The 13,163-nt window shown below is 39.9% G+C and carries 13 protein-coding genes; all 13 read left to right on the forward strand.

What is annotated here, in order from left to right; genetic code table 11:
- Positions 1-56 precede the first annotated feature (56 nt).
- Entirely contained in the window at positions 57-794 is a 738-nt protein-coding gene (locus tag BN1068_RS10795; RefSeq protein ID WP_077602864.1) for a VWA domain-containing protein, read from the forward strand.
- Entirely contained in the window at positions 757-1,698 is a 942-nt protein-coding gene (locus tag BN1068_RS10800) for a serine/threonine protein kinase (RefSeq protein ID WP_077602865.1), read from the forward strand. The genes BN1068_RS10795 and BN1068_RS10800 overlap by 38 nt, the downstream gene beginning before the upstream one ends.
- A gap of 159 nt (positions 1,699-1,857) precedes the next feature.
- Positions 1,858-3,249 (forward strand): tRNA lysidine(34) synthetase TilS, encoded by a 1,392-nt coding sequence (gene tilS, locus BN1068_RS10805; RefSeq protein ID WP_077602866.1) that lies wholly within the window; start codon positions 1,858-1,860, stop codon positions 3,247-3,249.
- Positions 3,250-3,260: 11 nt separating this feature from the next.
- A complete protein-coding gene (gene hpt / locus BN1068_RS10810) occupies positions 3,261-3,815 on the forward strand; it encodes a hypoxanthine phosphoribosyltransferase (RefSeq protein ID WP_077602867.1) in 555 nt (184 codons plus the stop codon).
- A 255-nt stretch (positions 3,816-4,070) separates the two neighbouring features.
- Complete coding sequence (ftsH, locus tag BN1068_RS10815) at positions 4,071-6,122, forward strand: ATP-dependent zinc metalloprotease FtsH (RefSeq protein WP_077602868.1); 2,052 nt, start codon at positions 4,071-4,073, stop codon at positions 6,120-6,122.
- A 19-nt stretch (positions 6,123-6,141) separates the two neighbouring features.
- Positions 6,142-6,285, forward strand: coding sequence for a hypothetical protein (locus BN1068_RS23610; protein WP_175637125.1), 144 nt, complete (start codon positions 6,142-6,144; stop codon positions 6,283-6,285).
- A gap of 132 nt (positions 6,286-6,417) precedes the next feature.
- Complete coding sequence (locus BN1068_RS10820) at positions 6,418-7,188, forward strand: type III pantothenate kinase (protein WP_077602869.1); 771 nt, start codon at positions 6,418-6,420, stop codon at positions 7,186-7,188.
- Positions 7,189-7,206: 18 nt separating this feature from the next.
- Entirely contained in the window at positions 7,207-8,079 is an 873-nt protein-coding gene (gene hslO / locus BN1068_RS10825) for an Hsp33 family molecular chaperone HslO (RefSeq protein WP_077602896.1), read from the forward strand.
- A 205-nt stretch (positions 8,080-8,284) separates the two neighbouring features.
- The gene (gene cysK / locus BN1068_RS10830; protein ID WP_077602870.1) at positions 8,285-9,214 is read left to right on the forward strand and encodes a cysteine synthase A; all 930 of its coding nucleotides are present in this window, start codon (positions 8,285-8,287) and stop codon (positions 9,212-9,214) included.
- 229 nt (positions 9,215-9,443) lie between these two features.
- Positions 9,444-10,208, forward strand: coding sequence for a dihydropteroate synthase (folP, locus tag BN1068_RS10835; protein ID WP_077602897.1), 765 nt, complete (start codon positions 9,444-9,446; stop codon positions 10,206-10,208).
- 39 nt (positions 10,209-10,247) lie between these two features.
- Positions 10,248-10,613: a dihydroneopterin aldolase gene (gene folB, locus BN1068_RS10840; RefSeq protein ID WP_077602871.1), complete on the forward strand. Its 366-nt coding sequence runs from the start codon at positions 10,248-10,250 to the stop codon at positions 10,611-10,613.
- Positions 10,610-11,110 carry a 2-amino-4-hydroxy-6-hydroxymethyldihydropteridine diphosphokinase gene (folK, locus tag BN1068_RS10845; protein WP_077602872.1) on the forward strand — a complete coding sequence of 167 codons (501 nt, stop codon included), beginning with the start codon at positions 10,610-10,612 and terminating at the stop codon, positions 11,108-11,110. The genes folB and folK overlap by 4 nt, the downstream gene beginning before the upstream one ends.
- 101 nt (positions 11,111-11,211) lie before the next feature.
- On the forward strand, positions 11,212-12,693 hold the full coding sequence (lysS, locus tag BN1068_RS10850; protein WP_077602873.1) for a lysine--tRNA ligase: 1,482 nt from the start codon (positions 11,212-11,214) through the stop codon (positions 12,691-12,693).
- The last annotated feature ends 470 nt before the right edge of the window (positions 12,694-13,163 follow it).

The raw sequence follows: 13,163 nt of genomic DNA on the forward strand, positions 1-13,163 counted from the left end.
CAGAAAGTATTATTTGGTGATGATGGTAATGGAAAGATGAGGGAGGTATACATCAAATGAATGCGGGAACATTAAAACAAATTCTGCTGTTAACAGATGGCTGCTCTAACAAAGGTGAAGATCCTGCTATTGTTGCCAGTTTAGCTAATCAGCAGGGAATCACCGTAAATGTAATTGGTATTTTAGATGATGATCAGACAGAACAGCCGGAAGGTCTTCAGGAAGTAGAGGATATTGCGGTGTCCGGCGGCGGCGTCAGTCAAATCGTCTATAGTGAACGTCTGTCACAAACAGTACAAATGGTGACAAGACAGGCAATGACACAAACGTTGCAGGGATTTGTGAATAAAGAGCTGCGCAGTATTTTGGGAAAAGACCAGTCGATGGAGGAGCTGGACCCTGAAAAACGCGGTGAAATTATGGAAGTTGTGGAGGATCTAGGTGAAACGAGCGACTTGGAAGTAGTTGTACTCGTCGACAGCAGCGCAAGTATGCGTGATAAATTAGAAACGGTTAAGGAAGCACTTTTTGATTTATCGATGAGCTTAAACGCCCGTGTCGGGAAAAATCGCTTTTGTATTTACCGTTTTCCAGGCAGACGGAGTGATATTGACCTTGTACTTGACTGGTCGCCAAGACTGGATGGTATTTCTAAAGTTTTTCCAAAGCTGACAAGCGGCGGAATTACTCCGACCGGACCGGCATTACGTGCGGCGATGTACCAATTCAGTAAGAAGCAGCTGCGGAGGAATTCGGATGAAGAACCATTCGACATTGAAGAAACCGGCTATTAATTTACATGCGCAGCAAAAAGTGACTGGGAAATGGCATTATAAATCCTACACCGTAGTAAGGAAAATCGGGCAGGGTGCGATTGGATCTGTTTATCTCTGCATGTATAATGGACGGCCTGTGGCTTTGAAAATGAGTGAACAGGATGCAGCTGTAACAGTGGAAGTCAATGTGCTTAAAGCGCTGAAAAAGGTTCAAGGATACCGCCTTGGGCCTTCTTTATTGGATGTGGACGATTGGACGGCCCCGAACGGAAGAGTGTATTCCTTTTATGTGATGGAATATATGGAGGGACAGACGTTAGGTTCTTTTATTCAGGCAAGAGGAAAGAAGTGGCTTGGCGTTTTAATGGTTCAGCTATTAGAGGATTTGGAGCAGCTTCATCAGGCTGGCTGGACCTTCGGGGATTTAAAAACAGATAATATTCTTGTTGAATCGAATCCGCCAAGAATCCGGTTGGTAGATGTAGGCGGTACAACAAGGATGGGGCGGTCTATTAAAGAGTATACCGAGTTTTTTGACCGGGGATATTGGAACCTGGGAACGCGTAAGGCTGAACCAAGCTATGATTTGTTTGCTGTTGCGATGGTATTTCTCCATATTTATTACCCGAGGCGGTTTGAACGTATGACGGGGGAGCCTTCAGAGAAGCTGTTGGAAAAAAAGCTGTATCGTGCAAAAGACCTGCAGTTACTGCATCCCATTTTAAGAAAAGCGCTGAAAGGAAAATATCAAACAGCAACAGAAATGAAAACAGATGCGATGGATAAAATAAAACAGGTACAGCGCAGGCGCAGTCAATATCGTATAAAAATACAGCAAAAGAAGACTTATCCTGTGAAAGAATCATTAAGCATTTCTTTGGTTGCCTCTGTTTTTTGGATTATTTCGCTGCTTTTGCCTTAATGAGGATATTTAAAAATGAAAATCTGCTTTTTTGGCATCCTCTCTTTTGAACCGTTTCTGAAAAAGGAGTATGATAGAAGTGTAGCCAAAATACGGCTTTTTTTCTAATTTATAATAACCGTATGGCGAGGCAGAAGATTCGGATGGAGGAAGAATGAAATGGAGCAGAAGGTGTATCCATTTATCCAGAAACACCAATTAATCCAAAAGCATACAACGGTTCTTGTCGGAGTTTCAGGAGGACCAGATTCCATTGCACTGTTACATCTTCTTAAAAAGCTTTCATCCAATTGGGATTTAAGCCTCGTGGCAGTAACGGTGGATCATCAGCTGCGTAAGGAAGAATCCGCAGAAGATTGCCGGTTTGTCAAAGAAATTTGTCAGGAGTGGGGAATTCCCTGTGTGACAAGAGTGGTAGATGTAAGACAATACCAAAAAGAAAAGAGTGTCAGTGAAGAGATTGCTGCACGCGAATTAAGATACAGTGTTTATCAAGAATTGATGTATGCAGAAAATGCAGATATTCTTGCCCTAGGCCACCATGCAGATGATCAGATTGAAACGATGGTCATGCGGATGGCCAGAATAGCGACATCCAATGCCTTAAAGGGAATTCCTGTACGGCGGAACTTTGCCGGCGGGGAAATTATCCGCCCTTTATTAAGTGTGACTAAGAATAATATTCTTGCTTATTTGGAAAAGTATCAATTGAGCTATCGCGTGGATAAAACAAATACAGATGAGGCCTATACAAGAAACTATTACAGGAAAAATGTTGTGCCATTGCTGAAGGAAAAAAATCCAAGTATTCATGAGACAATACAGACCCTCAGCGAAACGTTATCACAGGATGAACAATATTTACAGGCGCAAGCTGAAGAAATGGTAAAAAAAGTAGTGAAATTTCGTGAAAATAACCGGGAAATTTGTTTTGCTGCAGAAGCTTTTTTAAAGCTTCCTCAGGCTTTACAAAGAAGGGCCTTTCATCTAATATTAAACTATCTATATGGAACCTTACCTAAAGACCTATCCTATATCCACGAAGTGAACTTTTTTGACCTGTTAAGGCGTCGGAATGGGAGCTCGAGTTTAGATTTTCCTTTACGGCTCCGAATGACAAATATATATGGACAAATTTATCTGCAATTTGGTCATCAGCCATCCACGAAGTTAGCACATCCCTCTTTATTGACAGTCCCGGGCGAAGTGCTGCTGTCGGACGGAACGAAGATCGAGGCGTCAATGGTCAAAGAGACTCCGTCAGAGAATGAAGCTATTTTTGTCTTTCCGTCAGATTCTATTTCATTACCACTACATATCCGAGTAAGAAAAGCGGGAGATCGTATGTCTGTCAGAGGACTGAATGGTTCAAAAAAGCTCAAGGATATTTTTATAAATGCTAAAGTACCAAAAAATCTACGGGATAATTGGCCAATTATAGTGGATGATAAAGGAATCATCCTTTGGGTTGTCGGTCTAAAAAAAGCAGAGACTGCACAAAATGGTAAAGGATTGAATATAAAACTGGAATTTAGTCGAGACGATAATTAGGAGGAGAAAACATGGCGCAAGGAACGATTCATGATGAGATTGAAAAGATTTTGGTAAGTGAAGAAGAAATTCAGAAGAAATGTAAGGAGCTTGGTGCTGTATTAACAGAAGAATACAAAGGCAAGTTTCCGCTGGCTATCGGCGTATTAAAAGGTGCATTGCCGTTTATGTCAGATATTCTTCGTCACACAGAAACACATTTGGAAATGGATTTTATGGATGTGTCCAGCTACGATGGCGGAACATCCTCCACTGGAGAGGTAAAAATTCTAAAAGATTTAAATACAAAAGTAGAAGGCCGCGATATTATCATTGTGGAAGACATCATTGACAGCGGACTTACCTTGAGCTACTTAGTGGATTTATTTAAATATCGTAAAGCAAATTCGATTAAAATCGTGACGCTTCTCGATAAACCGGCAGGGAGAACTGCAAACATCAAAGCAGATCTTATCGGCTTTGAAGTTCCAGATGAATTTGTTGTCGGCTATGGATTGGATTATGCAGAAAAATATCGAAATCTTTCTTATATTGGTGTTCTTAAACCAGAAATTTATGGCGGTTGATAGTTAAATGTAAATAACGGGCAGGACAGCGGCTTAATCGGGACAGGCTGCAATAGAGATTGCTGAAAATACAGCTTTTTCTTAGGAAGCAGCACCTGTGTTTTAAGAAATAGCCTTAGACGATTTGATTAGGAATTTTGCAATATTTCATCTCATAAAAAATAATTCGTCAAAAATGGTTAAATTATTTGTATAAAGCGATTTTACTATGATACGATTTACTATAGTTTTTCCCCATTTGGGAGGAGGTAAGCAATGAATCAGATATTTCGTAAGGTCTTCGTCTGGATGCTCTTATTTATTATCATTATTGGAGTAATTGGAGTGTTTAATGGACCAAGTGAAGATCAGGAACAGTATGATGTACAGCAATTTATGAGTGCTTTAAATAATGGTGAAATTAAGGAACTGACCTTTCAGCCGTCACACGGTATTATTCGTTTGACGGGTACGTTAATGGATGATGATGAGACAGAATTTGTTGCTCAAGTGCCGGATAATGAAGCAATTGTTTCACAAATTACTAATAGAGCAAGTCAGCAAAGTCAATTAACGGTAGAAGAAGAAGAACAGCCTAGTCCTTGGCTTACATTCTTAACTGGAATTATTCCATTCTTATTGATTGGTCTATTCTTATTGTTCATCCTTAGTCAGGCACAAGGTGGCGGCGGTGGCGGCCGTGTTATGAATTTCGGTAAGAGTAAGGCAAAAATGTACTCTGAAGATAAGAAAAAAGTCCGCTTTAAAGACGTCGCTGGTGCTGACGAAGAGAAACAGGAACTTGTTGAGGTCGTGGAATTCTTAAAAGATCCGCGTAAATTCTCACAGGTAGGTGCACGTATTCCAAAAGGTGTCCTGCTTGTCGGACCTCCAGGTACAGGTAAAACATTACTGGCGAAAGCAGTCGCAGGTGAAGCAGGAACACCGTTCTTCTCCATCAGTGGTTCCGACTTCGTAGAAATGTTTGTCGGGGTCGGTGCATCCCGTGTACGTGATTTATTTGAAAATGCGAAGAAAAATGCACCGTGTATCATCTTCATCGATGAGATTGATGCAGTCGGCCGTCAGCGTGGAGCAGGACTCGGCGGTGGACATGATGAACGTGAACAAACACTGAACCAGCTATTGGTTGAGATGGACGGATTTGGAGCAAATGAAGGAATCATTATGATTGCTGCAACAAACCGTGCTGATATACTTGACCCAGCTTTATTACGTCCAGGACGTTTTGATAGACAAATCATGGTAGACCGTCCGGATGTGAAAGGCCGTGAAGCTGTTCTGGAAGTTCATGCAAGAAATAAACCGCTTGAAGATACAGTTGATTTAAAAACAATTGCTATGCGTACTCCGGGATTCTCCGGTGCCGATTTGGAGAACTTGCTGAACGAAGCGGCACTAGTTGCAGCCCGTGCTGACCGTAAGAAAATTGGTCAGTTAGATATTGACGAAGCAATTGACCGTGTTATTGCGGGACCTGCGAAGAAGAGCAGAGTTATTTCTCAAAAAGAAAGAAATATTGTTGCTTATCACGAGAGTGGTCATACGGTTATCGGTATGGTCTTAGATGATGCGGATGTCGTTCACAAAGTTACCATTGTTCCTCGTGGTCAAGCCGGCGGTTATGCAGTAATGCTTCCAAGAGAAGACCGTTACTTCATGACAAAACCGGAGCTGTTTGATAAAATTACCGGTTTACTGGGTGGACGTGTTGCGGAAGAAGTTATTTTTGGCGAAGTTAGTACAGGCGCTTCGAATGACTTCCAGCGTGCGACAGGTATTGCGCATAAGATGATTACCGAATTTGGTATGAGTGATAAGATTGGACCGCTTCAATTTACCAGTGGAGGCGGCGGAAATGTATTCCTTGGCCGTGATATTCAAAATGAACAAACATATTCTGATGCAATTGCACAAGAAATTGATCAGGAAATGCAGAACTTCATTAACTACTGTTATGATCGTGCAAAAACAATTCTTACGGAGCATAAAGCACAGTTAGAATTAATTGCACAGACATTATTAGAAGTGGAAACATTGGATGCAAAACAAATCAAGTCTCTTTTTGAAGACGGAAAGCTTCCAGAACCGGAAGAAGGTTCAGATGATGTGAAGGTAAGCATTCAATCTAAAGAAGACGATGAGGAAAAAACAGGTCTTTCTTTTGAAGAAGCGAAAGAAAAAGTCGAAAAGAAATCCGACTCTTATATAAATGATCCTATTATGAATAATGGTTATGAGGAAGATGAAACACGTAACTCTGATGAAAACTCAGAGGATAATTCAGATTCAGATCGTAAAAATTAAGAGATTGGGAAGTATATACATGAAGCAGCCTAAGATTGGAAAGGCTGCTTCTTTTTTTGCCGGCGGGCGAGTAATTGCGGATTCGTACACTGCAAATTTCCCAATTATACTCCAAGGTCTAATAAGTTGCGATGACGTGATTGTTTCTAAGGTATTTGTATAAGGTTTTTGCATGGTCCTGATGCTTTTTTGGTTTTTCCTTAAAAAAAGTATGTTATATTAATTTTTAGGTGAATAAAAGAGGATGTTCAAAAAGAGAAGTTTCCTTAAGAAATAAAGGAAGGTATGATGGTAGATGTTATTTGTTCTGGACGTAGGGAATACTAATACAGTCTTGGGTGTTTTTGATAATGATACATTGATACATGATTGGCGTATAAAAACAGATCGTTATAAAACAGAAGATGAATTTGGTATGCTCATTCATTCATTATTTGAATATAAAGGATTACGTTTTCAAGATATTACCGGGGTGATTATTTCTTCAGTAGTACCGCCCATTATGTTTGCTTTAGAGAAAATGAGCCGTGATTATTTTCATTTAGAAGCGGTGGTTATTGGGAAAACATCCTACGATAAGATGATTAAAATGAATTATCCAAATCCTTCTGAAATTGGAGCAGACCGGATCGTTAATGCAATAGCGGGTATTCATAAATACGGCGCACCATTAATTATTATTGATTTTGGAACAGCTACGACGTATTGCTATGTTGATGAAGAAGCGAGATATGCCGGCGGAATTATTACTCCGGGAGTCAATATTTCAATGGAAGCTTTAAATACAAGGGCATCAAAGCTGCCAAAAATTGAGATCCAAAAACCCCAGCGTGTTATTGGCTCTTCTACTGTCGAGGCGATGACATCTGGTGTATTCTACGGTTATATTGGCCAGGTTGACGGCCTGGTAAAACGGATTAAGCAGGAAAAAGGGACAAACCCGACTGTTATCGCAACAGGTGGCTTGTCTAAACTGATTGCACATGAATCGGAGACAATAGATGCTGTAGAGCCATATTTAACGTTGAATGGGCTGTATCTTATTTATAAAAAGTATTATCAATAAAATGGAGGAATGATGATTGTGAAAGATTATTTAATCAAGGCTACAACCTATAATGGCATGATTCGTGCATATGCAATTTCCTCAACAGAAACAGTAGAGGAAGCACGCAGAAGACAGGATACATGGGCAACAGCTTCTGCTGCACTTGGCCGTACAATTACAGTGACAGCAATGATGGGAGCGATGCTGAAGGGAGATGACTCTGTTACTGTAAAAGTAATGGGGAATGGACCGATGGGAGCTATTGTTGCAGATGGAGATGCAAAAGGTCATGTACGTGGATATGTTACGAACCCGCATGTTGATTTTGATTTAAACGAAAAAGGTAAGCTGGATGTTGCCAGAGCAGTTGGCACAGAAGGGAATATCAGCGTTATTAAGGATTTAGGGATGAGAGACTATTTTACAGGGGAAACACCCATTGTTTCCGGTGAGATAAGCGAAGATTTTACGTATTACTTTGCGACCTCTGAACAAGTTCCATCTGCAGTCGGTGCAGGGGTACTGGTTAATCCGGACTTGAGTATTTTAGCTGCCGGCGGTTTTATTGTACAAGTGATGCCGGGAGCAGATGAAGCGGTTATTGAGCGGTTAGAGGACCGTATTCAATCCTTCCCTGCTATCTCTTCGCTTATTCGCGAAGGAAAGACACCTGAAGAAATTTTATATACATTGTTTGATAAAGATAATGTAAATATATTGGAGAAAATGCCGATAGAATTTCAATGTAAATGTTCGAAAGAAAGACTTGCGAATGCTATTATTGGATTAGGTGATGAAGAAATCCAGCAAATGATTGATGAAGATCATGGAGCAGAAGCAACCTGCCATTTCTGTAATGAACGATATACCTTTACAGAAGAAGAGTTAGAAGAGCTTAAACAGTCATAAAAGATGTGTAAATAGCGGAGTCATGATACAAAATAGAAGTATGATGGGCCGCTTTTTTATATAGATAAAAACGGATGAGGAATCCGGGTATTGTTTCAGATAAGAAAAATGGGCACTTTTTTCACCTTTAGGATTGACATTTTTTCAATAAAGAAATACATTATATATAAATCATATAAAAATACTTGGCATTAGGAGGGGTTATATGACAATTGCAAATAATATTGCAGGTCTAATTGGCGGAACACCTATTGTAAAGCTCCATAATATTACTGATGAGAATAGTGCAGATGTATATGTGAAATTAGAATTTATGAACCCGGGAAGCTCGGTGAAAGATCGTATCGCAGCAGCAATGGTGGAGGCTGCTGAGAAATCAGGGGAATTGAAGCCTGGTGATACAATTATTGAACCGACCAGCGGTAATACAGGAATCGGATTAGCGATGGTCGCTACTGCGAAAGGCTATCAGGCAATTCTTGTTATGCCTGATACAATGAGTCAGGAACGCCGTAATTTATTGAAAGCCTATGGAGCGAAATTAGTATTAACTCCAGGAGCAGAAGGAATGAAGGGTGCGATTGCTAAAGCAAAAGAATTGCAAGAAGAGAACGGTTATTATATGCCGCAGCAATTTAACAATCCGGCTAACCCGGAAATTCATGAAAAAACAACTGGTAAAGAAATCGTGGAACAAATGTCAGACGGATTAGATGCTTTTATCTCCGGGATTGGAACAGGCGGAACGATTACCGGCGCAGGGAAAGTACTGAAAAAGCATTTTGATGATGTTAAAATTTATGCTGTGGAGCCAAAGGATTCACCAGTACTTTCTGGAGGAAATCCTGGACCGCATAAGATTCAAGGAATTGGGGCAGGCTTCAAACCTGAAGTGCTTGATACATCCATTTATGATGAAATTCTTCAGATTGGAAATGAGGAAGCATTTGAAGCTGCGCGTAAAGTTGCTACTACAAATGGAATCCTCGGTGGTATTTCTTCTGGAGCAGCGGTTGCCGCAGCAGTGAAAGTAGCGAAAGAATTAGGAAAAGGTAAGAAAGTTCTTGCAATCCTTCCTGACAACGGAGAGCGTTATCTTTCTACAGCTCTTTATCAATTTGAGGATGAAAACTAAAAATCAAAATGTAAAAGGAATCAGCAAAATGGGCTGGTTCTTTTTTTATCTATTTTTAACCAGCGCTTTCCACTTTTTTTCTTTAACTTCTTAGGGTAGGATGTAGAGTAGATATGATTGATCTGCTGCGATGTTATATAGACATATTCTCTAGATAGGAAAGAGGCGGGGAAAATAAGTGATACAGGCAAAAGAATTTCAATTAGATTTAAATAAACGGACGTATATTATGGGGATATTAAATGTCACTCCAGATTCCTTCTCAGATGGCGGGCATTACACAAATATTGAAAAGGCAGTTGCTCAGGGGAAAAAGATGGCGGCAGCTGGAGCAGATATAATTGATATTGGCGGAGAATCTACTCGTCCAGGTCATACACCTGTCAGTGCGGAAGAAGAGGCAAATAGAATTATCCCGGTTATCGAGGCTTTAAAAGGGTCCTTACCAATCCCTATTTCTGTGGATACATTTAAGGCGACTGTAGCGGAGCAGGCTGTAAAGGCAGGCGCTTCTATCATAAATGATATTTGGGGAGCGAAAAGGGAGCCGGAAATTGCAGAGGTTGCTGCCCGCTATCAAGTGCCGATTATATTGATGCATAATCGGACAGATATGGACTACGGCGACTTTATTCAGGATGTGAAAGCAGATTTACTGGAGAGTATTGCGATTGCGAAAGCTGCAGGTGTAGAGGACAGCCAGATTATTCTCGACCCGGGTATTGGATTTGCAAAGACGATGGAACAGAATCAATATATAATTAAAGAACTGCAAGAATTAACATCATTCGGTTATCCGCTGCTTTTGGCAGCCTCCAGAAAAAAATTTATAGGCAATATTTTAGATGTCCCTGCAGATCAAAGAGATATTGGAACAGCAGCGACAACGGTAATTGGAATTGCCAAAGGTGCACGTATTGTTCGTGTACATGATGTGAAAACAAACCTGGAAGCAGCCAAAGTAGCAGACGCTATTTATCAAACAAAACTGTAGTTAAATAAAAAATTTGCTTAGAAGAAAAGGAGAACAACAATGGATAAGATTGTTTTAAAACGGATGCAGTTTTATGGATATCATGGGCTTTTGCCTGAAGAAAATACTTTGGGCCAACGTTTTTACGTTGATGCCGATCTGTACCTGTCGTTAAAGAAAGCAGGAGAATCAGACGCAATGGAGGATTCTGTACATTACGGGGAAGCTTATGAAAAGATAAAACATATCGTAGAGGAGAAACGTTTTAACCTGATTGAAGCGGTCGCTGAAGCAATCGCGGAGGAGCTTTTTGTTTCTTTTAAATTGCTGGAGGCGTGTACCATTCATGTAACAAAGCCGGATCCACCCATTCCGGGGTATTATGAGTCGGTCGCTGTAGAAATTTATAGGGAGAGAACGAAATGAATCAAGCATTTATCGCATTGGGAACAAATATTGAACCGAGAAAAGAACATCTGATACAGGCAATAGAGCTATTGGAAGCAAATGAGGCTGTCGGGATTCAGAAAAGATCCTCTGTGTACGAAACTGCCCCGGTTGGATACCAGGATCAATCAGACTTCTTAAATATGGTGTTAGAGATTCAAACAAGTTTATCAGCAATGGGTTTACTTCTTTTCTGCCAGCAGATTGAAAAGGAACTTGGCAGAAAACGAGATATCCGGTTTGGCCCCCGAACCATTGACCTTGACATTTTGACATTTAATCATGAAAATAGTACAGTAGAAAGATTGATTATACCGCATCCTCGCATGCATGAGCGTGCTTTTGTATTAATTCCATTAGCAGAGATCGCTCCTGGTTTTATTATACCTGTACGTGAGAAGTCTGTAGAAGCTTATTTAAAAGAACTTCCAGAGTCAGACAAAGCAGATGTAAGACTTTTGGAAACAGAGATATAAGAGCAAACAACGAAGATTATTCTTCGCAGGATAAAGTAGTAATTATTTTAACTCAGGTGATAAGATATCATATTAACTATTTAAGAAGCGGAGTGGTAGAAGTGTCAGAAGAATTGAACGAACATATGCAGGTAAGACGTGATAAACTCGCAGGATACATTGAAAAAGGATTGGATCCATTCGGCGGGAAATTTGAGCGTACCCATTTAGCTGCAGACTTACTTGAAAAATACGATCGGTTTTCGAAAGAAGAGCTGGAAGACATTCCAGATGAAGTAACGATAGCCGGACGTTTAATGACAAAGCGCGGAAAAGGAAAAGCCGGATTTGCGCATATGCAGGATTTAAGCGGACAAATCCAATTATACGTTCGTAAGGATGCAATTGGTGAAGAAGCATATGAAATCTTTAAATCAACAGATCTGGGCGATATTGTAGGTGTTACAGGTGTAATGTTTAAAACGAAGGTCGGAGAATTATCTGTTAAAGCAAAAGAATTTCATCTGCTGTCCAAATCATTACGTCCTTTGCCAGAAAAATATCACGGGTTGAAAGACATCGAACAACGCTATCGTCAGCGTTATTTAGATTTAATTACGAATCCGGAAAGCAGGGATACATTTGTGGCCCGCAGTAAAATTATTCAATCAATGCGTGAGTATCTAAATGGACAAGGCTACTTAGAGGTAGAAACACCAATGATGCACAGTATTCCGGGCGGGGCATCAGCACGTCCTTTTATTACGCACCACAATGCGTTAGATACGGAATTATATATGCGTATTGCCATTGAATTACATTTAAAGCGTCTAATTGTCGGCGGTTTAGAGAAAGTATATGAGATTGGACGTGTATTCCGTAATGAAGGCGTGTCAACGAGGCATAACCCTGAGTTTACAATGATTGAGTTATATGAAGCATATGCTGATTACCATGATATTATGGATCTTACTGAAAACTTAATTGCGCATATTGCACAAGAGGTTTATGGAAAGACCACTATTCAGTATGGTGATTATGAAATAAATCTTAAGCCGCAATGGACAAGACTTCATATGGTAGATGCAATTAAACAGGAGACAGGTGTTGACTTCTGGCAGCAATTATCTGAGGATGAAGCACGTGCGTTAGCGAAAGAACATAACATTGAAATTACAGACGCAATGACATTTGGACATATTGTAAATGAGTTTTTCGAGCAAAAGGTAGAAGAAACTCTGATTCAGCCTACGTTTATTTTTGGGCACCCTGTAGAAATCTCTCCTCTTGCTAAAAAGAATAAAGAAGATGAACGTTTTACGGATCGGTTTGAACTGTTTATTGTAGGTAGAGAACATGCTAATGCCTTCAGTGAATTGAATGATCCGATTGATCAGCGTCAGCGTTTTGAAGCACAGGTAAAAGAAAGAGCACAAGGTAATGATGAAGCTCATTATATGGATGAGGATTTCTTAGAAGCATTAGAATACGGTATGCCTCCAACAGGCGGATTGGGAATTGGAGTAGACCGCTTGGTAATGTTATTAACGAACTCTCCTTCTATCCGCGATGTATTATTATTCCCGCAAATGAAAAATCGTTAATTGTATGTGCCCTAAAGATAAAAGCCCTGTAAGGAAGACAGTCTTCCTTACAGGGCTTTGCGTTTTAATGAACATAAAAAGGGTTAAAATGCTGTGTAAACAGTTATTTATAAAGGGTTTAACAAACTGCTTCAATAAAATGAATTATAGAAATATTTGTCTTCTATCATTTTATTTTAAAAAAGACTTGCTTTCAGTTTGGAATCATGATAAATTAATTATCGTTGCATAACGCAATGTGCATCACACAAACGATTCAGCAAGATAACGACAAAATAAATTAAAAAAGTTGTTGACATTGTGTTGCAGATGTGATAAATTAATAAAGTCGCCAATTTGAAACAGCGACGAAGAAATTGCTCTTTGAAAACTGAACAAAACAACCAGTACGAAAGAAGAAAAACACCTCGTTTTTCTTGAATATTTAAGTCAGAAGTTGACTTCTGAAAGCTAAAGAATACAAACACTTT

Origin of the sequence: Oceanobacillus sojae (assembly GCF_900162665.1) — a bacterium.
GTDB classification, from domain to species: Bacteria; Bacillota; Bacilli; order Bacillales; family Amphibacillaceae; genus Oceanobacillus; species Oceanobacillus sojae_A.

Bases quoted from the DNA above. Each gene is read 5' to 3' on its own strand.
- BN1068_RS10795 (WP_077602864.1), top strand. From the start codon at position 57: ATGAATGCGGGAACATTAAAACAAATTCTGCTGTTAACAGATGGCTGC.
- BN1068_RS10800 (WP_077602865.1), top strand. From the start codon at position 757: ATGAAGAACCATTCGACATTGAAGAAACCGGCTATTAATTTACATGCG.
- tilS (WP_077602866.1), top strand. From the start codon at position 1,858: ATGGAGCAGAAGGTGTATCCATTTATCCAGAAACACCAATTAATCCAA.
- hpt (WP_077602867.1), top strand. From the start codon at position 3,261: ATGGCGCAAGGAACGATTCATGATGAGATTGAAAAGATTTTGGTAAGT.
- ftsH (WP_077602868.1), top strand. From the start codon at position 4,071: ATGAATCAGATATTTCGTAAGGTCTTCGTCTGGATGCTCTTATTTATT.
- BN1068_RS23610 (WP_175637125.1), top strand. From the start codon at position 6,142: ATGAAGCAGCCTAAGATTGGAAAGGCTGCTTCTTTTTTTGCCGGCGGG.
- BN1068_RS10820 (WP_077602869.1), top strand. From the start codon at position 6,418: ATGTTATTTGTTCTGGACGTAGGGAATACTAATACAGTCTTGGGTGTT.
- cysK (WP_077602870.1), top strand. From the start codon at position 8,285: ATGACAATTGCAAATAATATTGCAGGTCTAATTGGCGGAACACCTATT.
- folP (WP_077602897.1), top strand. From the start codon at position 9,444: ATGGGGATATTAAATGTCACTCCAGATTCCTTCTCAGATGGCGGGCAT.
- folB (WP_077602871.1), top strand. From the start codon at position 10,248: ATGGATAAGATTGTTTTAAAACGGATGCAGTTTTATGGATATCATGGG.
- folK (WP_077602872.1), top strand. From the start codon at position 10,610: ATGAATCAAGCATTTATCGCATTGGGAACAAATATTGAACCGAGAAAA.